The organism is Bacteroidales bacterium, from assembly GCA_012519055.1.
Lineage (GTDB): Bacteria > Bacteroidota > Bacteroidia > Bacteroidales > Salinivirgaceae > JAAYQU01.
In genome coordinates this window covers 48,740-73,044 of sequence record JAAYQU010000016.1, presented here as the reverse complement: position 1 = coordinate 73,044, position 24,305 = coordinate 48,740, and the positions used below count along the sequence as shown (strand labels likewise).

Genomic DNA, 24,305 nt, shown 5'->3' with positions numbered 1-24,305 from the left:
TTGCTCAAAACTGTGTTTAAAAATTGACTAAAGGTGCATGAACAATTATTATTGTTCATGCACCTTGTTATTGTAATTTAATTATGGATATGGAAAAGATGGTCCTTCATCTATAGGAGGGCGTAATCCTCTTGCTGCATTAGACCGTCCATTGGCAATAAGTGAGTCTTCTTCAGGCACAAGGCCACACGAGCATCTGCATCTTTTAGGTTCAGCTCCACCTCTAACCGAATTCAACTGTTCTTTTGAAAGTTGACTATTCAACTTATTTAATTTAAGTGATTTCATAATATTAGTTATTTAAATTAGTTTAGAAAAGAGTAAATTATAATTTGTGATGTTTTTAATAAAACATATGTGCACAAACATCTTTAGCCTTTGCCGACAACATCACTCAAGCCTGCAAAGGCTTTTTAGCTTAAGTTTGTTTTGCACAAATACCATACGTTGGTTTTGTATTTTAAATATAATATTGAATTGTAATTACACCATAATATATTTATGCTTGTATAAAGCGGGTATATTATTTGTGGTTTGTGAAGAAAAATAGGTGGAGTATTACTCTCTCTCTCTCTCTCTCTCTCTCTCTCTCTACGAAGTCAAGTGTTTTGGGAGTTATGTTTCTTTCTGAAAACAATAATATTATGTTTATAAAGTAGTTTAGCACTTCAAATAATTTTCACCTAACGAACTCAACTCTGCAAATGTAACATTTTTTTCTAAAAAAAATAATTTTAAACGTAAAACTATTAAAAAAGTTTTTCAGTGTAGATTCAATAGTTAATTTATATTTCACAAAAATCAGCGTTGACATATCTGTTTATATGGACAATATACACATGTGTTACTATTTTCTGTCTGGTCAAAGCGGTTGTTTTCATTAAACAAATTTTCTAATACGGTTTTTAAATTCTCTTTAAAAGGCTCAATAATATCACTTAAATGTATAGGGCTGTTTGATTGTCCGTTAGGATGGAAAAAAGAGAAATTGTTATCTGTTATTTTTCTGCTTATTATTAGTCCTATTTTGATATCATCTGGCGCTGGTGCATTTGGATAAGAACTATAAAGCATAGCGTAGATAAGTGTTTGTAGTGCCTCTCTGTTTCTGCTTCTGGTACTGTCAAACAAGTTGGTTAAGTCCTTGGCAATGTTTATACTTGGGTTTCCGGTTTTGTAGTCAAGTATTCTTGTTTTGTCGCCTACTTTATCGATTCTATCTATATCTCCTTTTAGTTGTATTTGTTTTGCTTTTTCTCCTTCGAATATTTGAAAACTACTTTTTACCTTTTTTTCAAGGTCTATGATTTGTATAGGTGCATTAAGTTTATCAATTTCAATTATCTGGGTTATATATTCAATTACTATTTCCTGTAAAAGTTTGTTATATCCCGAATGGATATTAAACTCCTCTAGATTTGCAGCAACTTTTTCAACTCGCTCTTTAATAGTTTTTGACTTTAAAAGATTGTCAAAATGTGTAGCTGAAATGGTTTTACCGATAAAACCCTTGTATAAATCCTCGATAGCTTTATGTAGCAAGTTTCCGAACACTCTGTTATCTATAACATTTTCAATGGTAACGGGCTCTTCCAAATTACACGGATATTTGAAATAAAACTTCAACGGGCAGTCTATATATGTGTTTATTACAGTGGGACTTAGCCCTTTTATTTGAACTTCCTCCATATATGCCGACACCTTTTCGTCCCACGGGAAAAAGGTTGGTTGTGGTAGTTTTGAAACTATTTGGAAACTATGTGCTCTTTTTGGCTTAAAATCCCACTTTTGTTCGGCAATAAACTGTTGTAGAAATCGTGTTGGCTCGGCTTTATCAATCTCTTGTTCATCGCTATTAACAATAAATGTAATGTTTTTCGAGCGTTGCATTAGTCTATACACATGATAGGCTGTAATATTAATGTTGTCTTCAAATGTGGTAAGCCCGTAACTTTTTCTTATAGAGTAGGGGATATGCGAAATTTGCCGTGATGTTGACGGAAGCATTCCTTCGTTAGCACCTGCAATTATAACATTTTCAAAATCAAGGCATTTGGTTTCTGCAATGCTTGTAATTTGAATGCCACTAACAGGAGACCCCTCAAAGGGTACGCTTAAATTGTTAATAAGCCGTTCTATTAGCTTTGCTTGTACATTTATTTCTAACTGTATATCAAAGCTTTTAATGACGTTCGAGAATTGATTTAAGTGAGTAATAATATGTTGCGCTGATTCAATATCAAAACTGTTTTGTACAGTTTTGTTTTCACAACTCTCTTTGCAAACAGCGATATAATTTTTTAGGATATCAGATAGTTTTGATGATACCGTTTCATTCTCAAACAAAAGACTTTTGTATAACCATGAAGATGATTGAAATTCGTCAATATCAACGAAAATTTTTCCTTTGCACTTTTCAGTTATTAATGCTGAGTCGTTATGAGTAATTCCCTTGCTATTGGCTAAACTTAGTAATAATTCAACCGAAAATCTTTTTTGGTTTTTACTGTTTGTTTGTTGTATCCATAGGTTGAGAAAATTTGAAGCAAAAGCAGCTGAACTTGAATACTTGACAGGCCAGCCTGTGGTTATGTTTATGCCATTATATTTTGGCAGTTTACTAAGCATGGGTTGTAATATATTTGTGTCTGCTAGAACAATTGCCGTAAAATCGGGATTACTGTTATCAGACAAATGTTTTTCTGTCGCACAATTTATTGCTAACTGTGCTACTGACGACATACCCGGTGTTTCATAAATGTCAACACTTTTACTTCTCTCAAAATTTTCAAAATTAGATTTATCTAAAGCTGATGGGAATAGCTTTAAATTCTCTCTTATGTGGTAACCAGCCTCATATTTTTTATCAAGATATAACTCGTCGTAATCCCAATAAAATTGAGCTTTACCGCTATTTTTTATAAATTGCAAGATTGACTTCTCGGCATTTGTCAGATAGTCAAATCCTACAAATATAAAATCGGTGTTAGGAAGGGTAACATTACCACTTTTCAGGTTATCTAATGAGTTTTTGATATTTTTCCCGTGGTATGCTATCCCTTTTTCTGATAAATATTTGTTGTAATCTTTGTAGATAGGCAATAGATTTTTCCAAAATTCCAAAAAACGCTCTTTTATTTCGGTGTTTTCATCGGAATAAAATGTTTTCCAAAAACGCTCGATAGTACTTGCAAGTTCCTTGTCGTCGAAAGTATCTTCAATCTGTTTTATGTTTTCTATCAGACTAAATATTTCTTCGGGTTTAGCCAATGCTTTGTCGATATCATTAAAATCAGACAGAAGTACCTCTCCCCAAAAATAGAAATCATCGAATGTTTCACTCCCTGGCAAATGTTTTTTATAAACTATATACAGATGATAAACTAATTCTAAATTGCTCACAGTTATTAGGTTGGACCAACTTTCAACAAGCTCATTAAGTGTTGTAACCTTTGGAGCCAATATCTCGTTTGATGATATTTGGCTTAAATACCTATATAGGTAATACTCAGGTCGTTTTGAAGGGAGAACAACTATCTTATCTTCAAAATTGTTTTTAAATTTATCGTAAATATCTTGTGCTACAAGTTTTAAAAATTGTACCATTAGTAGTTTGTTGTAAAACAGTTAACTGGCTGATAATCTTTCTGTAAAATGTTTCTTTAAGGTCTGTTTTTATCTCTGTATATAAATTGCTAAGTTAACAAAAAACCGTGATTCGTTTCAATTTCATTTTTACTTTTGAGATTAAATTATTGTAACATGGTATAATAGAAATAACTTTTTTATTGGGTAATGTAAAATTAGATGCACATACGTGTATATAAATGCATTTTTATTTGCATATTTACATAGTGTAAAATCAATTGTTATGTCGCACGCGGAGTTTGAAGCTCAATTATGTAATTTACGAAGTAGTTTAGAGCGTTACGCTTTAAGTTTAACTATGAACAAAGATGATGCGGGCGATTTGCTTCAAGAGACAATTTATAAGGCACTTCGTTATCGTGATAGCTTTGCTGAAAATACCAATCTTCTTTCTTGGACATTCACTATTATGAGGAATATTTTTATTAACAATTATCGCAAAAACTCACGATTGGCAAAAAATCTTGATTTCAATAAAGACACAACGTTTTTGGAAAGGCAGATTGAGACTGCAATAATGAACCCTGATAGTGCATATTCTGTAAAGGAGATACAAAAAGCTGTTTCAGAACTTTCCGATGAATACAAGATTCCTTTTAATATGCACACAGAGGGCTATAAGTATAAAGAGATAGCCGATGCATTGGATATCCCAATTGGTTCTGTTAAAAGTAGAATTTTTATTGCACGTCGAAAATTAATGACAAGGTTAAAAGAATATAGTTTAAGAAGTTGAGATTGTGTTTATAGGGAGAGTTTGAGGGAAACAAAGATGTAGTGAAAAAACCGAGACTTTTTAGGGTCTCGGTTTTTATTTTTATACAAGATTTACGTATGTATTGCTTCGCCGTGTGCAGCAGCAGCAGCCTCCATAACAGCCTCCGACATGGTCGGGTGTGGGTGAATTGATTTTATAAAATCTATTGCTGTTGCGTCGAGCTTTTTTGCTATTATTAATTCGGCAATCATTTCGGTAACATTAAGTCCTATCATGTGTGCGCCAAGTAGTTTGTCATTTTTGGCATCGAATATCAGTTTTACAAATCCTGTGTTGTTGCCGGCAGAGTTAGCCTTCCCTGATGCTGTAAATGGGAACTTCCCGATTTTTACTTCATATCCAGCCTCAATGGCTTTTTTCTCGGTTAGTCCAACAGATGCTACTTCTGGGGTTGTATAAGTACAGCCGGGAATATTTGTATAGTCGATTGGTTCGGGCGAGAGTCCTGCGATTTTTTCAACACAACATATAGCTTCTGCAGATGAAACGTGCGCTAAAGCCGGTCCATGAACAATATCGCCAATGGCATATACACCTTTAACGTTGGTGCGGTAATATTCATCGACTTTTATCTTTCCTTTTTCGAGAACTATTCCATTTTCCTCTAACCCAATATTCTCAATATTTGGAGTTACGCCGACTGCAGAAAGAACAATCTCGGCTTCGACAGTTTTTTCTCCTTTTGGCGTTTTTATGATGACTATGCACAAATTTCCTGATGTATCAACTTTTTCAACCGAAGAATCGGTCATTACGTCAATACCCATTCTTTTAAATGATCTGCCTAGTTGTTTTGACACTTCTTCATCTTCGTTGGGTACAATGTTAGGAAGGAATTCTACCAAAGTTACCTTTGTTCCAATAGAGCTGTAAAAATAAGCAAATTCACTACCAATTGCTCCCGAGCCCACAACTACCATGCTTTCGGGTTGTTTGTCTAAAGTTAAAGCTTTGCGGTATCCAATAATTTTGACACCATCTTGCGGAAGATTTGGAAGTTGTTTCGAACGTGCGCCAGTTGCAAGGATAATATGGTCAGCCTCGATAATAGTTTTTGTGCCATCTTCGCCTGTAACTTCTACTTTTCCGTTTCCTGCAAGTTTGCCAAATCCTTGAATTACATCTATTTTGTTTTTCTTGAGCAAAAACTGAACACCTTTACTCATATTTGCTGCAACTCCGCGACTGCGTTCAACCATTTTTGGTAGGTTTGGTTTTATATCTCCGTCTATTTCAACTCCATAATCGGCAGATTTTTTTGCGTATTCAAACACCTGTCCACTTTTTAAAAGAGATTTAGTAGGGATACAGCCCCAGTTTAAGCAGATCCCGCCCAACTCTGAGCGTTCAACTATAGCAACACTTAAGTTCAATTGTGATGCTCTGATAGCAGCCACATATCCGCCCGGACCGCTTCCAATTACTAATACTTGATACTTCATTTTATTAAGTTTTTATGATTATCTATTATTTTGATAAAGACAAATGTAGTCAAGATTTTCTAATTAATTTAGTAACAATGTTCACTAATACAAATAATATTATTAACGAAAAAATTATGGTTGCACCAGATGGAACATTGATATACCACGATATTGCTAAACCAAGTAAAGATCCTAAAATAGCAAAAAGAATAGACAAAAACATAATGTGTTTAAAATTATTAGTAATCTGATTTGCAATAGCTTGTGGAATCGTTAGTAGTGATATAATTAGCACAATACCAGCTATTTTCATTGAGAAAACAATTGCTAACGCTACTAATGACATCAGAATATATTTGAACAGTGCTACAGGTATTTTATGTGTTTTTACATATTCTGAATCGAACGAAATAAAGAGTATTGGTCGGTAAAATATTGTAAAAAATGTGATTGTAACAAGGGCCAATGCTCCAATTAAGTATAAATCTAAGGTTTCAATGGTTAAGATTGAGCCAAAAAGGTAGTTCATAAGATTTGGCGTATATCCGGGAGTAAGGTATATAAAAAAGATACCCAGAGCCATTCCCATCGACCACCATATCCCGATTATAGAATCGTTTCTAACTCGCGTTTTGTCAGTAAAAAACTCTATACCCAATGCTGTCATAACTGAAAACATTGCGGCTCCTAATATTGGATTAAAGTTTAAGTACCATGCTAATCCCAATCCACCAAATGATGCATGAGCTATTCCCCCACTTAAAAAAACTATCCGATTAGTTACTATATAGGTTCCTATTATTCCACAAACCACACCAGACAATATAGAGGCAATAACAGCATGTAGTAGAAAACGATATTCGAAAATTGCGCTAATCATAACTCATCGTGATTTAAAAGAACTGTATGAGGAACAGTCCCATGGGTAATTAGTTGAATTGGACAGTTGTACGACTCTAACTGCTTTTGTGTTATGATATTCGATTTATGGTGGTGCAAATCTCGATTGACGCATGCAATACTTTTTACATAGGCAGAAATAGTTCCTAAATCGTGCGAGACAACCATAATCGCCCTTGTCTCATTTAATTGCTTAAGCAGTTCGTATAGTTCGCCTTCAAATTTATTGTCAACAAATGTGTTGGGTTCGTCTAAAATCAGCAAATCGGGGTCGCTGATAAGTGCTCGGCAAAGCAGGACGCGTTGGCGTTCTCCTCCAGACAGGCTACCGAATTTTTTCTTGGTAAACTCTTTTACACCAGCAAATTCTAGCCAATATTCAGCCTTTTCTGTATCGGCTTTTGTAAATCGTTTAAAAATGCCTTTGTTACCAAACAGTCCACTCAAAACCACTTCGTTAACAGGTATTGGGAATCTGTTGTCGTGTTGGTTCATTTGAGGCAAATATCCGATAGTTTTTTTTGTATTGAAAGTTATTTCTCCCTCCATGGGTTTTATTAACCCCACAATTGCTTTAAGAAGAGTGGTTTTACCTCCACCGTTGGGTCCAACAATACCAATAAAATCGTCTATAAAGACATCAAGGTTAATGCCCGATAATATCGGTTTTTCACTATAACCAACGGTCAGTTTCTTTATGCTAAGTAACGGTAAATTCATCTTAAATTATTCTGATTTTCTAAGTGCCTTTTCTATAATATTTGTTATTTCATACATAATACTTAACCAGTCGTAGTCTAATGGTTTGATTTGAGCAATTTCTGCATTCGTCTCTTTTGCAATAACAGAAGCCCTTTCGAAAGGGAACTCGTTTTGGATTAAAATAACTTTAATGTTCTCTTTTTTTATCTCGTCTATAATATCTTTCATTTTAGAGGGACTTGGTTCTTTGCCATCAATCTCAATAACAATTTGTTGTAAGTTGTATTGCTGTGCGTACCAAGTCAGCGCAGGGTGAAAAAGCAAAAACTTTCTGTTCTGAAAACCGGATAATTTTTTAGTTATATAATTGTCCAACGAGTCAATCTCTTTCAAAAACAGTTCCTCGTTTTTTCTAATAGAGTCGGCACTTGCAGGTACGAGTTTACATAATTCATCAGCCATTATCATAACCATCTCTTTTACCATAGGTGGATTTAGCCAAATATGAGGGTCAATTCTAGACGTATGTTTGTGTCCGTGATTTTCGTTGTTGAGGGAGTGTTTACAGCAAAAGGAGTCTGCTAACGTTAAATTTAATTTTTCTGAAAGGTCAACAACTCTCATCTTTGGATTTGAGTTGATAAATTTAGGAATCCACGCATATTCAAAATCAATATGCCCGATTTTGAAATATATGTCCGATTTTGAAATTTTTCGCATCTGTTCAGGTGCTGGCTCGTAAGTTGAGTGATCTGAACCAGCTACTAACATAGGGTTAACCTCGACAAAACCTAAAGCTAAGCGTTCAACCCAATACTTTTGAGCTAATAAACTAACAGTTACAATTGGCTTGTCAGTTTTTTGATTATTATTGCAAGAAGCTAACAGCATGAGGCTTAGTGCAATTGCAAAATTTCTCATAAAATCATATTTTTCGCGCGAATTTAATGCTTTCATGTGCTTTGAACAATTAAAATTGTGGAAAGTTTTTGTTTAAAAGATAAAAAATGGACTTCTACATACATTATAAGGTATGGTTGTTGTTCAGTTGTATATTTAATCTTGCCTATCGTCAAATTTATTGTAGAAAAAGGGTCGTTCTACAACTTTTTTTCGTACAATTGTGACTTGGTAAATAAAAATAAAAACAGAAGAATTATGAATAACGATTTTGTAACAATTTTACCGGGTGAAGGCTTTGGAAAATTACGTTTTAGCATGACACGCGACGAGGTTGTTAACGTTGCTGGGAAACCCGATGAGATAGAAGATTTTACATATTCTGGCGAAACAGTTGAGACGTGGCACTACGACAAATACGACTTTTCGATCTCATTTGAAAAAAACTTGGATAGCAGCTTAGATTCTATCGCTATAAGCTCTCCTGATGCTCTTTTGAATGGCGAGAGATTAATCGATAAAACAAAGTCGGAGGTTGTTCAAATTCTTAACAAAATGAACATAACCGATTTTGAAGAAGAAACAGTTGAAGAAGACCAGGATACAACTGTAACATTATTGAGCTTTTATGATTTAGGATTAATCCTATGGTTTGAAAATGATTTTTTGACAGAAATACAGTTGGGAATTTTTGAAGACGAAGAGGACTCTTAGGATTAATAAACAAGGTACAAAATAACCAAAATATAATATGACCATTCGTTCCCTTTATAAAATTTTCGAAAATCATCCAAAGATCAATACAGATAGTCGTATTGACGGACAAAACGGGATTTTTTTTGCATTAAAAGGACCAAATTTCGACGGAAATAATTTTGCTGAATCTGCACTTAAAACAAATGCTTATGCTGTTGTTGATAATCCCGAAGTTGCAATTGACGATCGATATATTTTGGTAGATAGTGTGCTCAATACTCTTCAGGACTTAGCATCGTATCATCGTGATCACTTTGATATTCCAATAATTGCTATAACTGGAACGAATGGAAAAACAACTACAAAAGAGCTTGTTGCAGCAGTTTTATCAACCAAAAACAATGTATATTATACAAAAGGAAACCTTAATAATCACATAGGTGTTCCAATCTCTCTGCTGGAATTGAGAAAAGAGCATCAAATTGCTGTTATCGAAATGGGAGCAAGTGCCATAGGCGAAATAGCTTTTCTTTGCTCTATGGTGAAACCAAATTGTGGTATAATAACAAATATTGGAAAGGCTCATTTAGAGACATTTGAATCTTTTGAAAATATTGCACGTGCAAAGTCTGAACTTTATCAATACTTATATGATAGTGATGGTATAGCTTTTGTCAACTATGATAACGAAGTGTTAGAAGATCTTAATCCGCCAAAGAAAACGATTTATTATGGAGCTTCTAAATTTACCCATTGTCAAGGAAAACTAACTAAAAACACAGACAATGTTGAACTTGCGTGGATTTCTGTTGAGACGTCTGTAAATCAGGCAAGTGATAAAATATGGACAGATAGTAACAAGTATATCAAATCTAATTTAGTAGGTTCATACAATTTTGAAAATATTTTGGCAGCAATTTGCGTTGGCGATTTTTTTGGAATTGAAGATATTTATATCAAGGAGGCTATTGAGAATTATGTGCCTCAAAACAACAGATCACAATACGTAAAAACGGACAACAATAAATTAATAATCGATTGTTACAATGCTAATCCAACTTCAATGAAACACGCAATTTCCGATTTTGCAAAATTTAGGAAAGATAAATGTGATAAAGCAATGATATTAGGTGACATGCTCGAATTAGGTGAACACTCCCATATTGAGCATGAGTATTTATTGCAAATAATTGAAAGGGCAGGATTGACAGATGTATATTTCGTTGGTAATGAGTTCAGCAAAAGATGTAAAAAATATGGTAAGTATTTTACAAATGTTTATGAGTTAATTAAATACTTAGAAGCTAATCCTATTAAAAATCACATAATACTGGTAAAAGGCTCGAGAGGTATTATGTTAGAAAAAGCAATACCATATTTATAAATCCAATTTTAATATATGAAAAATATAGTAGTATTAGTTTTGATGATTATACTCTCAGGTTGTTCTCAATCTGATGAAACGTGGCAACGTAATAAAGGAATGGCTCACGGTACGTTTTATAATATAACTTACCTGTTTAAAGATGATTTACAAAACGAAATACAACAGATTATAAATCAAACAGATAAATCGCTGTCAACATTTTCTCCAAATTCAATAATATCGCGGTTAAATAATGACGAAGACTCAGTTATACTAGATTCACTTTTTATACAAGTTTTTGATAAGGGTAAAGAGGTTTGGGAAGCTACGTCAGGGGCTTTTGATATGACCGTAGCTCCGTTGGTAAATGCATGGGGATTTGGCTATGATAAAGGGTTTGAGGATCCCCAAGAATCGATAGACTCTATTATGAATTTCGTAGGCTTCGAAAAAGTCAGTCGTTCAGGCTCCTCCATTGTAAAAAAACATAGTGGTATTAAACTCGATGCAAGTGCAATCGCAAAAGGATTTTCCGTTGATCGTGTAGGACAATTTCTTGAATCACAAGGCATTACACGATATATGGTAGAGATAGGAGGAGAAGTACGTGTTAAAGGCTCCAATCCCGACAGCCTGAGATGGAAAATAGGTATCGATAAACCAACTGATAGTCACGTTGTTAATAACGACAGAGAACTACAAGCCATATTACACCTCAATTATGGTTCAATTGCAACCAGTGGAAATTACAGGCAATTTTACATAAAAGACGGCAAACGATACGCACATACGATTAACCCCAAAACTGGATATCCCGTACAACAAGATTTACTTAGTGTAACAGTTTGGGCACCAGACTGTATGACCGCTGATGCTTATGCCACAGCTTTCATGGTGTTGGGATATGAAGCATCGCTCCGAATAGTAGAAAGTACTGATTCGTTGGAGGCTTATTTTATTGTAGGAGAAAAATCACAAGAATACGAAGTGTTTTACACCAATGGCATTGAAGCAATGTTGCAGTAATATAGCTTCTAATGTTAAGCCACTTTCAACATGGGGCGGGATTTTTGAAGCAACAACTATCGATCAACACCAATCTCAAAAACAGATAAACCCATTTTGAACATAACAATTTCGTTTTTATAACTCAATAGTGAAAAATAATTCATAAATTTGTAGATGTAGTTGTTGGGATATTCATTTAAACGTGTGATGGCAAAAATATTAGTAATCGACGACGAACAAAGCATACGAAACACCTTAAAAGAGATCCTTGAATATGAGGATTTTAAAGTTGATTTGGCATCAGAAGGTTTGCAGGCTATAGATTTAGTTGAAAAGAATACGTACAATGCAATACTTTGTGATATTAAGATGCCGGGAATGGATGGTATTGAGGTGCTTGAAAAAATAATGGCAATTAATCCAGATGTCCCTGTTATCATGATAAGTGGGCACGGGAACATCGATACTGCGGTTGAAGCAATTAAAAAAGGTGCATATGATTTTATTGAAAAGCCATTGGATTTGAATCGTTTAATGGTTACTATACGAAATGCTCAAGATAAAAACACCTTAATTGAGGAAACCAAGGTTTTAAAAAGGAAGATAGCCAGAAATTGGGAAATAGTAGGAGAAAGCCCCGCTATTATGCGCGTTAAAGAAATTATAGAGAAGGTTGCACCAACAGAAGCACGTGTTTTAATAACAGGCGATAACGGAACAGGTAAGGAGCTAGTGGCAAGACATTTACATATGGGTAGTATGAGAGCTTCTGGTCCTTTTGTTGAGGTTAACTGTGCTGCAATACCATCAGAACTGATTGAAAGCGAGTTGTTTGGACATGAAAAGGGGGCATTTACTTCTGCTCTTAGACAACGGAAAGGAAAATTTGAACAAGCACATGGAGGTACTCTTTTTTTAGATGAAATAGGAGACATGAGTCTAAGTGCTCAAAGTAAAGTGCTTAGAGCTTTGCAAGAAAGCAAAATTGCTCGGGTTGGCTCTGATAAATTTATTGATGTTGACGTCCGCATATTAGCTGCAACAAACAAAGACATGAATAAGGAGATTGCAGAAAATCGTTTTCGTGAGGATTTATATCATCGCATAAGTGTAATATTAATAAAAGTCCCTTCATTAATAGAACGTAAAGAAGATATCCCTTTGTTGGCAAATCACTTTATTGAAAATATTTGTGGCGAGTATAAGTGTCCAGCTGTAACAATTTCTGATGACGCAATTGTGGAACTACAAAAGTTGCCTTGGACAGGAAATATTCGCGAATTTAGAAATGTAATCGAAAGATTGATTATATTGTGCAACAAAAATATTACTGCAAGTGATGTAATTCAATTTGCACACCCGTTAATTCAATAGAAATAATTAAATAATAGAGATTATGCACCCAATAATTTGCGACTCAACAATTGATCTACCCAAAGTAGTCTTAGATAAAGAAAAAGGCGAATTTTTGTTTGAAGGATTATCAATGTGTGAAGATGCGTTTCATTTCTACGAACCAATTATTGCATGGATTAAGCAATATGGATCGGCTCCCAACCCTAAAACAGAAGTGAGATTTAAAATATCATATTTTAACACAGCATCTTCGAAAATGTTGTTAGATGTGATGTTACATTTTGATGCAATATATCGTATGGGACATGATGTTTCAATTCATTGGCATTATCGTCCAGAAGATGAGGATATGCAAGAGGCAGGAGAAATTTATGCATCAAAACTTGATATCCCGGTATATGTATTTGAAGATGAAGCGATGGATTAGATAATAAAATCGATAAATTAATTGTTATCGTTAAAAAAAACGTCCAGATCGCGTCTCTCTTTTTTGGTAGGTCGTCCGCTGCCTTTGTCTCTAACGCCTGATCTATTATACCTTGCGAGTTCTAATTTATTTAACTCTTCAACAGGTGTTATATCCTCAACGTATTGAGGTGCCAATTTGGCTCCTACGCGTTTGTCGATTAATCCCAGTACTTTGTAGGAACGTATTATAGGAGGTTTTTTTACCTCTAACTCTTCGCCAATTGTTATTAATCTAGATGGTTTTACAGGATAACCGTTAATCAAAACACGATTCTTATTTATCTCTTCAATGGCAATGGATCTAGTCTTAAAAATACGTACAGCCCACAACCATTTATCTATTCTAACTCCTTCTGTCATGGTAGTTTTTTTACAAAAGTAATAACATTTGATTAATATCGTTAATAAGTATCAGATTTGAAAATATTTGTTACATGTTGGAAGCATATTGGTAACAAAAATTTAATTTAACATCTTAAAATTAGTGGTTGAAATAAAGTAATTTTGTAAACTCTATTTGAACATTTAGAAATGCTAAATATCTTAAACAGATCTTCAATTATTAATAATTATTATTGGCATATAGTTCTTTTACTATTTGTATTCATGCCCTTTACAACTAAGGGTCAGGATGTTTTAAAAGCTAATCTCGTTAACGATATAGTTGTGTATAATTCGTTTAATGACAGCTTGTTATCAGAATTAATCCTAAGTGGTTTTAATGAATTTAGAAATAAAAGCAGACTTGACTCATTGCAGCAAAACCAATTTTTAAAATCGGCGGCTACAGAGTTGTTAAATTTTAAAAAAAACAGAGAGAATGCACAAAATAGAAGCTATAATCAACAAGAAGCTTTAAGGGATTTACTTATAAAGAATGGAGGGTCGGGTATTGGATTTGAGATTAGTGGTATCACCACAATTGACAGAGGAAGCAGTGTCATAACGTATCAAAACTTAGCTTCAAATATTGTTGTTTCAGAGTTAATTAAACCAAATATTAGCAAACAATTATCAGAAAAAACTTTCGTATTAGCAGGTGTCGCTTGCGAGTTGTCAGATGATGGGAATCAACTGCTTTACTGCATAGTTGTAGGTGGCTATCTGTCTGAGAATAAGGGAGTAAATCATATTTCGGAATTGTCGTATCAACCATATAAAAATCGTGTAAAACTAAAACCGTATGATAGTAGGGAGTGTAAGCGATTAGAAAGGCTAAGTGATTATTATCCCGAAATTTACGAAAGTTTGAAAATTGATAACGGAGAATTAATATTTGATATTCCGAGTAATAGACACTTTAAGTCATTTGCTAGTGACGAAAAATCTGGTGTTGTTGTCGATGTTTTTATGTATGAACAGTTCTTAAATCCGCAATATAATATTGTCGATTACGCCGAAGTGGGCAGGGGATATCTTACGAAAGAGATAAAACTAAGTACTACCCCAAGTAAAAAAGGAAAAAAGCGTCAACCCCCGGTGTTGGAGCAAATATCATTTGGGAAAATGCCTTCATTACCAAGTGGAAACTATGAGTTAAATCTTATTCTAACACAAAACGGCACTGCTTGTGCTATTATTCCTCCGTATTATATCGAAAAAATTTCAGGGGATTATAAATCGGAATTACAACTTTTGGCGGATACGATAACGATAAACGCCGATTTTGCATATAATCCAGTCTCTGACACAATTGTACGTAATATTAGAATACCTTTTAAAGTGAAAGAATATTCCTATGAAGATGACGAGATTGACAAACTCTTAAGCTATTTAGATGAATTTAATACTGTGGTTAAAAGGGTTAAGGTTACTGCGTATTCATCGATAGAGGGCAATGTAAAGGAGAATAAAATGTTGCAAAGCAAGCGTGCCGAAACGGTTGTAGATGCACTAAAGAGGCGACAAAAAGAGGGCTTGATAAGTGAAATAGTAACAAAAGCCAATTGGGAGCAGTTTAAAGTCGACATTTTATCGACCGACTATAGTTTTTTAGCTACTGAAACGCTTGAAGCAGCACAGGAGTACATTAAAACTCATAACTTAAATATTGAGCTTGAACCAATTTTGTCAAATCATCGATATGCGCAGATTGATATAGAAGTTATCAATGATATTGCCGACGAAAAAGAGGAGGCTTTTGTTGTAAGGCGATTTAACAACGCTATTGAATCTAAAGACCTCCCGTTAGCTCTCGCAGTTCAGAAATATATTATAAAATCGATTTTAGATGGTCGCTATCCTGCAAATTTTATTGAGAAGCTTAACATACCATTCGAACGACCTTTTGCAGGAATGCTAATGAACAGCCTTTACATAAAAATAATGTCCGAAGGTGGAGAAATAATAAATTATACCAAGCAAATTGAAGAATTACACAAACTTAATCCTCAAAATGAGTATATCTTATATAACATTCTTGTGCTTAAAGTGTTAGACTGTAATACTTTAGTTAGAAGTGAAGTCGATAAAATTCAGGAACAAATACAATCACTTTATTATAAGACTTTTACCAAAAATGCAGTTGATATTTTAAATATGAGTTTTCAGATTAAAATAATTCAACTTGCTGACTCTGTTCGAAATGGCGAACAGTTTAAGCAAGCAGCCATTAGTAGGATAAAGAAAACATTTGATAGTCGTGGCGAATCGCCAGAGAATGCACTGAGTATAGCATCTTTTTTTATTGATATTGAGGATTATAGTTATGCCAAACAGATATTAGACCCATATATTTTTGATAATAATTACGATAGTAATTTGGCATTTTGTTGGGTCTCTTTATGTTCTGTTTTCCCAGAAAACCTGTTAACACGACAGTTTGCAAAAGTAATTGAACAATTATATGAACAGGATAGTTTAAAGCTATGCGATTTGTTTAGTAAAAAACACTTAACTATCACTGTATTAGAGAATCCCGATGTTAAAAAACTATTTTTAGAGAAATGTGAATGTGATTTACTGTTAGATAATAATTAACAATAAGCTTTTTTATTCAAAAAAACCGACAATAATGCAAACAAATCAAAGTAATAAAGAGCTCTTTAAAATGCTAAGGATAACCGCGTATCATCGCTATTTTAAGGGTACTGGTTTTTACAAATTTCTGTTTAAAGCAATCGCAAAATTACTTTTAATTGTTTTGCTAATCGTAGCTCTTTTTTTTTTTGCACAAAAGTATATTGTAGCCGACGTTAAGGAGATATTTTTTGCTTTTACAGATAAAGTTCCCAATCACGCAATTTGGGTAATTTTTGCAATTTCAGAAACGTTTTTAGGTTTAATTCCTCCAGATCTGTTTATAATTTGGGGACAGCAGTATCAATATCCTATGCTAATTGTAACTATCTTGGGTTTAATTAGTTATGCTGGAGGATTGCTCTCTTATGGAATAGGTGTTTTGCTAGTACGAAACCGTAAAATAAGTACCTATGTACACAAAAAGCATGAAAGAACGGCACTTTTCTTAAAGCGTTGGGGTGGATTTTTTATAGTTATAGCAGCCTTGTTTCCAGTACCATACTCACTTGCTACCCTTGTGGCAGGAATGGTTGGCTACCGTTTTGATAGATTGGCACTATTTGGATTAGCGCGTATAGCAAGGTTCTATTTGTATGCGGTAGTTATTTTTGGGCTAATATAGCAGTTTTCGTATAGTACTATTATCGTAACTTTCTAAACAACAGCTTATTGCAAATGGTGTTTCGACTCCACTTTACAACTAAATGCACTGCGTAATTCGTAATTCTTCGACAAGCGAAGCGGCAAAGCCGATGGCATAACTCGTAATTTAGATTTCTAATTTAGTCTGTGTGTTCCGTGTTCTAAATGTTGACTGTTTTATTGGGTTACTTTATAATAGGCAGATTTAACCATATCCGTATGTATCCTTACAGTTATTTTTACTACAGAGCCAGCGTGGACTAAGGTATCAGCAAAGCTTGTTGTGATAACAGACTTTTCAGAATTGATGTCATGCGATATTACTCTAAAATCTTTAGAATTTTCTAATTCTTCAATCTCACCAAAGTCGTATTGTCTTAAATAGGTTGCAGACCTTTCGCTGACTACATCAATTAATGTTTGATGAACAGTATTAATGGGTACTGTAACTGTGTCGCCAGTAATATTGATACCATCGCCATTTTTAATAATGATATGTTCATTGATACTCTCGTTTTCGCAACTTGTAAATAGAACAATTGCAAAAATAATGGTTAATAAACTGCTTAATCTTGCAGCAAAGCTGTAGACTGATTTAATGTTGAGTGTATTCATATCTCTGTTATTTATTTTTAAGTTTCTAACTTATAACTTTTCAGGATAGTACATTTGGAATAACAATTTAGAACTCAATTTTAATATTAAAGTTTGGCAAGAGTCTAAATAACGTGTACTGATAAATTTCAATATTATCTCCATTTCTTTCAAACTCGTATCCCAATGGGTTTTTCTTGGCATATAGGTTAAATACACCGAAATTCATTACCCAGTTAACCTTGCGGTTTTTCTTTGCAGGCTCGTAGTTAAACGAGATATCTAAGCGGTGATAGTCGGGAAATCTGCTCGCATTTCTATCTGTATATATCGGGACGGTATGATTTTGGTACATATAAAATCCCACGGGAAGCGTAACGGGACGTCCACTCATATACATCCAAGCGGAGTTAAATGCCCAACTTTCGCTGATTTGGTAGCTTAGACGAATCCTAAAATCGTGTGGAATATCGTAAGGCGAGCTATACTCTTCGCCGTTGTTAATTCCGTCAATATTTCTAATAACTCTACAGTAGGTGTAGCTCATAGCTCCTGTCAGGCGACCAATCTCTTTTTCAAAATTAAGCTCCACGCCGTAGGTTTTTGCGTTTCCGGCTCGTATTTCTCCCTCAATGTAAGGATTGTTGACTAAACGTGCGTGGTCAATGTAGTCGATTTGGTTTTTGTATTTTTTGTAATAAAGCTCAACTGAAAATGAATATTGTTCGGTTAGGCTTTGAAACCAACCTGCTGAAACGGCATCGACAATTATTGGTTTGATGTTTGTATTTGCCGGGAACCATGTCTCTAACGATGTGTACGATAGCGCATTGTTTTGCAATACCTGCATATATTGTGCATTGTGTGCATACGCAAGTTTCAGGGAATAATTTGGCGAGAACTTTATATTTGCGCTAACACGTGGCTCGGGATTGATATATGTTTTATAAACTCCCTTTTGATTGGTATTTGTCTTAACGGGCTGATGTTGCTCATTATAGTCGAACCAAGCGGCTTTTCCGTGATTTTGGAAAGTCGATAAACGTACGCCGTAGTTCAATCCAAGCCAGTCAAGCAGTTCAATATCATTAAGTATATAGATTGAATTTTCAAATGCCTGTAGTCTTGACAAACTTTGCATAGAATCAGCCGTTTCGCCCGGGATAAATTTATGATAAATAGTACCTGCTCCAACCCTAATAACATTGCCCGGACGGATATAGTAGGCTAAATCTAATTTTAGGTTCATATCGCTTAATCCTGTTAGCCATTTATAGTTTCGTCCCTCATCTTTAAACTCCAAATAGTTTTGATAATCGCTGATAATCAACGATGTGTTCATAAACAGCTTACTACCAAGGCTTCTGTTCCATCTTAACGTTCCCGATGTGTTTCCCCATTTGTTGAAAAATCCTTCAGCTGATTGCAGTCTGTCTTTACCATTATAAAAAGATAGAAACAGGCGGTCGTTGTCGCCAATTTTTGTATTTACTTTCACGTTAACATCGTAAAAAGCAGGAACTAATGCTAACCTTCCGCCGGGTTTAAAAAACAAGTCAATAAAACCTTTTCTGCCTGAAACAAAAAAGCTCGATTTTTCCTTGACAATCGGACCATTTGCGCTAACTGTGGTCGAAAATGGACTTATTCCTGCCGAAAAATCGTACTTGTACATATTCCCTTCTTTCATTTTGCAGTCAATAACTGACGATACCCTGCCACCGTACTGTGCCGGCATATTACTTTTGTGCAAATCGACGTGGTTGATAGCATCGGGGTTGAAAACAGATATTAGCCCAAACAGGTGCGAGGGGTTGTAAATAGGAGCCTCGTCAATCAATATAAGGTTTTGGTCGCTACTGCCACCGCGCACGAACATTGCCGATGAACCATCGCCCAACGTCTTTACACCCGATAGCTGCTGAATAGCTTTTACGACATCGGCTTCGCCGAACATGGCAGGCACTTGGCGTACACTTTTCATTGAGATTTTTTCGACACTAAACTCATTTATTGTCATAGGCTTAATACCCGATTCGGCGGTAATGGTAACCCCCTCAATGGCTATAGCAGAGTTATCGAGAAAAAAGTCGTTGCTTATGTTTTTTACAAGGTCAACCTCAAAACTCACACTTTCGTATCCAATAAAGGAGACCGTAAGTGTGTATTTGCCAGATGGTAACGATAGAGAGTAAAAGCCGTATGCATTGCTAACCGTGCCTTTATAGGTGTTTTTATCGAAAATGGCTGCTCCAATAAGCACTTCCCCCGTGTTTTTGTCTTTAATATAGCCACTAAGGGTAAAATGCTGTTGTGCAAAGCTATCCAGGTTTATAAAAAGACTAAACAGTACAAGTAGCGAGCTTTTTGAAAAATTTATTCTGCTTATGTTCATCGCTTGTCATGAATTAAAAATGGTTTATGTATCAAAATCTTTTACTTACTCAAAGCTGTTAGGTCTTTGTATTGAACCTTAATAGTTTTTACATCAGACGCAAAAAAATATCCGGCACCACCGTTGCTTACATTTGTTAGAGCATTGCCGAGTGTTGTCGAAAATAGACCTGATGACCACTCCGTAATATTAAATATAGAAATCAAATATTTGTAATAACTGTCTGATACAGAAAGTTTTGCGTATTCGGTTGTATCTTCGGGTGCGCCGGCATTTCCTATACTTGTGAAACCAGAAGGGAATAAACCTTGATGCAATACACCTTTGTGTGTATAAACAGGTAGGTAATCGTATCTAATTATCCGTTTGGGGCATAGTTGAGGTAGGAAAAGATTACCCAAGGAATCAATGTGTTGTTTGTTTATAATCCAAATATTTGAAGTCTCGAAGCCAAAAATATGGGTGTGCATATGTGTGTATATCCTACCAGTTTCGTCGTAATCTATTTCTTCAATAGGTATTTCGTCAACAGATATAGGTTTTGCCTCTATTAGGCTATCTGATGCGAGATATAGCTTTCCGTTAAAGCTAACTTTTAGGGTATACACCTTGCCAACTTCGCCCTTAATATCCAAAACTGTTTCATACTCGCCGGGTTTAGATGTCTCTTTGTATAAATAAGTATTCTCTCCATCTGATAGTTCAACCACAGCACCAGAAACAGGCATAACAGTATCGGTAATCCACGCTAGGGGTTTTGTTATTTGCACGAATTGCTTTCCATTCATCGTTAGAATACCGCCATTGATAATAATATCATAAGGCAAACTCTGCGTATTGGGATTAATTAACTCTACTTTTTCTCTACTGCAAGAAACAAGAGTTAAAAGAAGAGTAAAACAAACTTTACAATAAGATATTAATTTCATAGTGATAATTATTAGCAGTTAATCCAAAATCCTAAAAAAACAGGTAAAAGAAGTAGTAGAATGATTTGCACTTGTGATAAATATACACCTTACTAATGCTACTAGTAATATTAATAAGGTGCATAAAAATCACAAGTCTATTAGTTACAAGATGGTACGTAAAAGTTGTGTGAATATTTACCACTGTGTTTTTTTGCTCTTACAACGATACCCATATAAGTTGAGCCGCAAACTTCATCTGAAATTTCTTCATTATTATTGAGTTTATAGTCATTGTAATTTGCACTAATCCAGCCATATTCAATGTCTGCATCTCCTGTTCCACAGTTTGCATTACAGTATTTTGTCCAAACGTAAACTCTTCTATTCCAACTAGTTCTTTTTATTCTGACCCCATCACGTGTGGAATAGTAGTGTTCTTTTGTAAAGCTAGCTCTCATGTCTTGAATTTCTATTGGATAAGTCTTTACTATCTCGTATTCAACAACATTATCACTAAATCGTTCTTCTATTACGCCCATGGTAATTGAAATAGCATCTTTATCTGAATAGTTGTCAAAGTCGTCATCAGAGTCATCTTCTGTGTCTTCCGTTGTTTCTTCTGCTACGAATGGCTCTGGATTAATCAACAATTCAAAGTTGTCAGCACTGTAAAAACTTACAATAGATTCTTCATCTGAAGAAACTTTTAAAATAATTGAGTTCTTTCCCGACTTGTCAAATATTTCAATATTCTTAGAATATTTTTGATCAAGTTGGTTCGGGTTTGTGCTTTCTTTTTCTGAGCAAGAGTTGAAAAGTAGTGCTATAGAGACTACTGTGATAAATAAAATATTTGAAATTATGTTTTTCATGATTCAAATAGTTTTTAATTAATATTATTTTTTACTTTTTCTCTAATGACGTTTTTATATACGTCATTGTGAGAATTTCCTACAACAATTTCCGTTATGGGTAAAATTATTGAAACTCAGTTTGGTTATCAAACTGTTGCAATTCTGTATCGGAAAATCAGAATTAAACCCCATGTCTATAAAACCTCCGATTTTACAGACAAATTCAAGTTAGTTTTATGTCATATATTATATTCCCCCTATTTAAATTTAAAAAAAACCGCAATGCCGTCATCTTTTTCTGATGCAAGCCTACAAATTTACGCCTTTTTATTATTAGCAAGAATATTTATTGTTTTTAAATAGACTTTTCACAGAAAAGTAATCACTACTTTTGAATATTACACCCAAAAATTAATTCTTTGAGTGTTGGTTATGAATATGTGTATCAGCAAAATAAATTCATCTAATTGGTATCGGTAAATTTAATAAATAACTGTTATACCAAGTTGTGTATTATCGTGTAATTTTTAATTTTGGATTTCAGTGGTGCGCTGAGGGATGTCGATGTTAAATCAGATTTCGGATTTATCAAAATCAAAAATTATAAATCAGAAACTTTACATTTAATTTTATTATTAAACGAAATACGGTATTAGTTGTTAATCTATTTATACATTTGCCTTCTATCTTCTAATTTTAGTATGCTCAATCTCTCGGCCTCTTCAGAGAGTTCTAACCAAGTGCTAGATAGTTTTTCCAACTTTTTTTGAATGGCGCTATATTGTAAAAAAGGCTCTTCGTTAGTTATGTTTTCGGGGTTTGAAAGAACCTCTTGTAATGCTTCTAACTCATATTCAAGCGTATGTATTTCGTTCTCAATTCTCTCAATTTGGTTTTGTACTTTGCGTATCTCTCTGTCGTACTCTTTTTGTTGGTTAAACAGTATTTTGTTAGCAGATCTGTTTTCATTTTCCTTTTTTTGTTCTTGAAATAATTGCAGTTTTGCGTTTGTGTTAAGGTCTTGTAATCGTTCAAGTCTGCGTTTTTCCAAGAAAGTTTCTATTCCGCCCCGATGTTCGTGCACCTTTTTGTTTCGAAATTCATAAACTTTGTCCGTTAATCCATCTAAAAAATCGCGGTCATGCGAGACTATTATTAATGTGCCATCGTATTGAAGCAGAGCCTGTTTCAGTATGTTTTTGGAAATCATATCCAAATGGTGTGTAGGCTCGTCTAAGATTAGCAAATTGATAGGCTCTAACAACATGCACGATAGTGCCAATCTCGCCTTTTCTCCGCCCGACAGGACTTTTACAGGTTTATCGACATCTTCGCCTGAAAAGAGGAATGCTCCAAGAATATCGCGTGTTTTTGTACGCATTTCTCCGGTTGCGATATCGTCAATAGTCTGAAAAACAGTCTTTTCAGGGTCTAAAAGTTCGTTTTGATGTTGGGCAAAATATCCCGTCTTTACGTTGTGACCGATTTTAAGGTATCCCCCTGATGTCTCAACTTCCTTTAATATAGCCTTAACCATTGTGGTTTTTCCCTCGCCGTTTCTTCCAACGAACGAAATCTTTTCGCCACGTTCAATCGTAATTCCTACATTATCTAATACCTGCAACGAACCATAACTTACCGAAATATTTTCAGCCTCGACAACCACATCGCCGGAGCGTGGAGAGGGAGGGAATTTTATGTTCATTGTCGCTTGGTCGAAACTGTCCACCTCGACTATTTCCATTTTCTCGAGCGATTTTATTCTACTCTGCACCTGCACAGCTTTTGTGGCTTTGTAGCGAAAGCGGTCTATAAATTCCTGAGTCTCTTTTATTTTTTTTTGTTGGTTGTCGTAAGCAGCTTGTTGTGACTCCATGCGCTCCTCCATCAAATCAACATATTTGGAGTAGGGAACAGGGTAATCGTAAATTCGCTTGTTGGCAATTTCTATAGTGCGATTTGTCAGCGAATCCAAAAATCTGCGGTCGTGTGATATTATAAGCACAGCACCGGGATAGTCTTTCAAAAATGACTCTAACCACTCAATAGCCTCAATGTCAAGATGATTTGTAGGTTCGTCCAACATCAGCAAATCGGGTTTTTGAAGAATTAGTTTTGCCAACTCTATACGCATTCGCCAACCTCCTGAAAATTCGTTTGTAGGTCGCTCAAAATCAGAGGACAGAAAACCTAATCCTTTAAGTGTCTGTTCTATTAGAGCGGTGCGCTTGTCGCCACCTAAAATATGATATCTATCGGTGTATTCAGCGAGCTTGTTTATCAATTCAAGATAACTTTCTGATTCATAGTCGGTTCTGTTGGCAACTTCTGTTGTAATTTTTTCTATTTGTTCCTCAAGTAAATTAACTTCATGGAATGCTGTACTGGTTTCCTCTATTACGTTCAATTGATCGCTAAAGTCCAAATGTTGAGGTAGATACCCAACAGTACATTCATTTGGAAAAGCCAAGCTACCCTCATCATATTTCATCTCTTTGTTCAATATTTTCATCAGGGTTGATTTGCCAATTCCGTTGCGTCCTACAAGTCCAATGCGGTCTCGTTCGTTAATCAAAAACGAGATGTTTTCAAAGAGTGTAAAATCGCCAAACCTTAATGTTAATTGATTGACAGATATCATT

General features: G+C 34.8%; 20 protein-coding genes. 8 read left to right on the top strand and 12 right to left on the bottom strand.

Translation table 11 applies throughout. From position 1 onward, the window contains the following. Positions 1–81 precede the first annotated feature (81 nt). Positions 82–288 (bottom strand): rSAM-modified peptide, encoded by a 207-nt coding sequence (locus tag GX311_03510; protein ID NLK15445.1) that lies wholly within the window; start codon positions 286–288, stop codon positions 82–84. Between the two features lie 513 nt (positions 289–801). Further along, positions 802–3,606 carry a hypothetical protein gene (locus tag GX311_03505; GenBank protein NLK15444.1) on the bottom strand — a complete coding sequence of 935 codons (2,805 nt, stop codon included), beginning with the start codon at positions 3,604–3,606 and terminating at the stop codon, positions 802–804. Positions 3,607–3,871: 265 nt separating this feature from the next. Here GX311_03505 and GX311_03500 point away from each other — a divergent pair, with 265 nt between their 5' ends. Beyond that, entirely contained in the window at positions 3,872–4,384 is a 513-nt protein-coding gene (locus tag GX311_03500) for a sigma-70 family RNA polymerase sigma factor (protein ID NLK15443.1), read from the top strand. 92 nt (positions 4,385–4,476) lie between these two features. Here GX311_03500 and lpdA read toward each other — a convergent pair whose 3' ends face one another. The 4 genes from lpdA to GX311_03480 are packed head-to-tail and all read right to left on the bottom strand — an operon-like array spanning position 4,477 to position 8,409. Then, a complete protein-coding gene (gene lpdA, locus GX311_03495; GenBank protein ID NLK15442.1) occupies positions 4,477–5,868 on the bottom strand; it encodes a dihydrolipoyl dehydrogenase in 1,392 nt (463 codons plus the stop codon). A gap of 49 nt (positions 5,869–5,917) precedes the next feature. After that, a complete protein-coding gene (locus GX311_03490; GenBank protein ID NLK15441.1) occupies positions 5,918–6,730 on the bottom strand; it encodes a metal ABC transporter permease in 813 nt (270 codons plus the stop codon). Beyond that, positions 6,727–7,470 carry an ABC transporter ATP-binding protein gene (locus GX311_03485; protein ID NLK15440.1) on the bottom strand — a complete coding sequence of 248 codons (744 nt, stop codon included), beginning with the start codon at positions 7,468–7,470 and terminating at the stop codon, positions 6,727–6,729. Before GX311_03485 ends, GX311_03490 begins: the two co-directional genes overlap by 4 nt. A 6-nt stretch (positions 7,471–7,476) precedes the next feature. Beyond that, entirely contained in the window at positions 7,477–8,409 is a 933-nt protein-coding gene (locus tag GX311_03480; protein ID NLK15439.1) for a zinc ABC transporter solute-binding protein, read from the bottom strand. 201 nt (positions 8,410–8,610) lie between these two features. On the opposite strand from GX311_03480, the gene GX311_03475 reads away from it, so the two are divergent. The 5 genes from GX311_03475 to GX311_03455 all read left to right on the top strand — a co-directional run bounded on the left by GX311_03475 (position 8,611) and on the right by GX311_03455 (position 13,205). Next, a complete protein-coding gene (locus GX311_03475; protein NLK15438.1) occupies positions 8,611–9,066 on the top strand; it encodes a hypothetical protein in 456 nt (151 codons plus the stop codon). A gap of 37 nt (positions 9,067–9,103) precedes the next feature. Further along, positions 9,104–10,432: a UDP-N-acetylmuramoyl-tripeptide--D-alanyl-D-alanine ligase gene (locus GX311_03470; GenBank protein ID NLK15437.1), complete on the top strand. Its 1,329-nt coding sequence runs from the start codon at positions 9,104–9,106 to the stop codon at positions 10,430–10,432. A gap of 15 nt (positions 10,433–10,447) precedes the next feature. After that, positions 10,448–11,440 (top strand): FAD:protein FMN transferase, encoded by a 993-nt coding sequence (locus GX311_03465; protein ID NLK15436.1) that lies wholly within the window; start codon positions 10,448–10,450, stop codon positions 11,438–11,440. Positions 11,441–11,629: 189 nt separating this feature from the next. Continuing rightward, positions 11,630–12,796, top strand: a complete 1,167-nt coding sequence (locus GX311_03460; protein NLK15435.1) for a sigma-54-dependent Fis family transcriptional regulator — start codon at positions 11,630–11,632, stop codon at positions 12,794–12,796. A gap of 22 nt (positions 12,797–12,818) precedes the next feature. Continuing rightward, entirely contained in the window at positions 12,819–13,205 is a 387-nt protein-coding gene (locus GX311_03455) for a DUF1987 domain-containing protein (GenBank protein NLK15434.1), read from the top strand. Between the two features lie 17 nt (positions 13,206–13,222). On the opposite strand, the gene GX311_03450 is transcribed toward GX311_03455, so the two are convergent. Beyond that, the gene (locus tag GX311_03450; protein NLK15433.1) at positions 13,223–13,606 is read right to left on the bottom strand and encodes an RNA-binding S4 domain-containing protein; all 384 of its coding nucleotides are present in this window, start codon (positions 13,604–13,606) and stop codon (positions 13,223–13,225) included. A 246-nt stretch (positions 13,607–13,852) separates the two neighbouring features. Here GX311_03450 and GX311_03445 point away from each other — a divergent pair, with 246 nt between their 5' ends. Both GX311_03445 and GX311_03440 read left to right on the top strand, forming a co-directional pair. Further along, on the top strand, positions 13,853–16,225 hold the full coding sequence (locus tag GX311_03445; GenBank protein NLK15432.1) for a hypothetical protein: 2,373 nt from the start codon (positions 13,853–13,855) through the stop codon (positions 16,223–16,225). A gap of 34 nt (positions 16,226–16,259) precedes the next feature. Further along, on the top strand, positions 16,260–16,889 hold the full coding sequence (locus GX311_03440; protein ID NLK15431.1) for a short-chain dehydrogenase: 630 nt from the start codon (positions 16,260–16,262) through the stop codon (positions 16,887–16,889). A gap of 197 nt (positions 16,890–17,086) precedes the next feature. Here the strand turns inward: GX311_03440 and GX311_03435 are convergent, their stop codons facing one another. The 5 genes from GX311_03435 to GX311_03415 form a co-directional block, all read right to left on the bottom strand. Next, on the bottom strand, positions 17,087–17,524 hold the full coding sequence (locus tag GX311_03435) for a hypothetical protein (GenBank protein ID NLK15430.1): 438 nt from the start codon (positions 17,522–17,524) through the stop codon (positions 17,087–17,089). Positions 17,525–17,591: 67 nt separating this feature from the next. Next, positions 17,592–19,898, bottom strand: coding sequence for a TonB-dependent receptor (locus GX311_03430; protein ID NLK15429.1), 2,307 nt, complete (start codon positions 19,896–19,898; stop codon positions 17,592–17,594). Between the two features lie 41 nt (positions 19,899–19,939). Further along, positions 19,940–20,827 (bottom strand): DUF4249 family protein, encoded by an 888-nt coding sequence (locus tag GX311_03425; protein NLK15428.1) that lies wholly within the window; start codon positions 20,825–20,827, stop codon positions 19,940–19,942. Positions 20,828–20,967: 140 nt separating this feature from the next. Beyond that, positions 20,968–21,681: a hypothetical protein gene (locus GX311_03420; GenBank protein NLK15427.1), complete on the bottom strand. Its 714-nt coding sequence runs from the start codon at positions 21,679–21,681 to the stop codon at positions 20,968–20,970. 646 nt (positions 21,682–22,327) lie between these two features. Beyond that, positions 22,328–24,304, bottom strand: a complete 1,977-nt coding sequence (locus GX311_03415; GenBank protein NLK15426.1) for an ABC-F family ATP-binding cassette domain-containing protein — start codon at positions 24,302–24,304, stop codon at positions 22,328–22,330. Position 24,305 lies beyond the last annotated feature (1 nt).

Excerpts from the sequence above, each read along its gene's own strand:
- GX311_03475 (NLK15438.1), top strand. The coding sequence starts at position 8,611 with ATGAATAACGATTTTGTAACAATTTTACCGGGTGAAGGCTTTGGAAAA.
- GX311_03485 (NLK15440.1), bottom strand. The coding sequence starts at position 7,470 with ATGAATTTACCGTTACTTAGCATAAAGAAACTGACCGTTGGTTATAGT.
- GX311_03460 (NLK15435.1), top strand. The coding sequence starts at position 11,630 with ATGGCAAAAATATTAGTAATCGACGACGAACAAAGCATACGAAACACC.
- GX311_03445 (NLK15432.1), top strand. The coding sequence starts at position 13,853 with ATGCCCTTTACAACTAAGGGTCAGGATGTTTTAAAAGCTAATCTCGTT.
- GX311_03430 (NLK15429.1), bottom strand. The coding sequence starts at position 19,898 with ATGAACATAAGCAGAATAAATTTTTCAAAAAGCTCGCTACTTGTACTG.
- GX311_03450 (NLK15433.1), bottom strand. The coding sequence starts at position 13,606 with ATGACAGAAGGAGTTAGAATAGATAAATGGTTGTGGGCTGTACGTATT.
- GX311_03425 (NLK15428.1), bottom strand. The coding sequence starts at position 20,827 with ATGAAATTAATATCTTATTGTAAAGTTTGTTTTACTCTTCTTTTAACT.
- GX311_03435 (NLK15430.1), bottom strand. The coding sequence starts at position 17,524 with ATGAATACACTCAACATTAAATCAGTCTACAGCTTTGCTGCAAGATTA.
- GX311_03440 (NLK15431.1), top strand. The coding sequence starts at position 16,260 with ATGCAAACAAATCAAAGTAATAAAGAGCTCTTTAAAATGCTAAGGATA.
- lpdA (NLK15442.1), bottom strand. The coding sequence starts at position 5,868 with ATGAAGTATCAAGTATTAGTAATTGGAAGCGGTCCGGGCGGATATGTG.
- GX311_03465 (NLK15436.1), top strand. The coding sequence starts at position 10,448 with ATGAAAAATATAGTAGTATTAGTTTTGATGATTATACTCTCAGGTTGT.
- GX311_03510 (NLK15445.1), bottom strand. The coding sequence starts at position 288 with ATGAAATCACTTAAATTAAATAAGTTGAATAGTCAACTTTCAAAAGAA.
- GX311_03415 (NLK15426.1), bottom strand. The coding sequence starts at position 24,304 with ATGATATCTGTCAATCAATTAACATTAAGGTTTGGCGATTTTACACTC.
- GX311_03480 (NLK15439.1), bottom strand. The coding sequence starts at position 8,409 with ATGAAAGCATTAAATTCGCGCGAAAAATATGATTTTATGAGAAATTTT.
- GX311_03420 (NLK15427.1), bottom strand. The coding sequence starts at position 21,681 with ATGAAAAACATAATTTCAAATATTTTATTTATCACAGTAGTCTCTATA.
- GX311_03505 (NLK15444.1), bottom strand. The coding sequence starts at position 3,606 with ATGGTACAATTTTTAAAACTTGTAGCACAAGATATTTACGATAAATTT.
- GX311_03455 (NLK15434.1), top strand. The coding sequence starts at position 12,819 with ATGCACCCAATAATTTGCGACTCAACAATTGATCTACCCAAAGTAGTC.
- GX311_03490 (NLK15441.1), bottom strand. The coding sequence starts at position 6,730 with ATGATTAGCGCAATTTTCGAATATCGTTTTCTACTACATGCTGTTATT.
- GX311_03500 (NLK15443.1), top strand. The coding sequence starts at position 3,872 with ATGTCGCACGCGGAGTTTGAAGCTCAATTATGTAATTTACGAAGTAGT.
- GX311_03470 (NLK15437.1), top strand. The coding sequence starts at position 9,104 with ATGACCATTCGTTCCCTTTATAAAATTTTCGAAAATCATCCAAAGATC.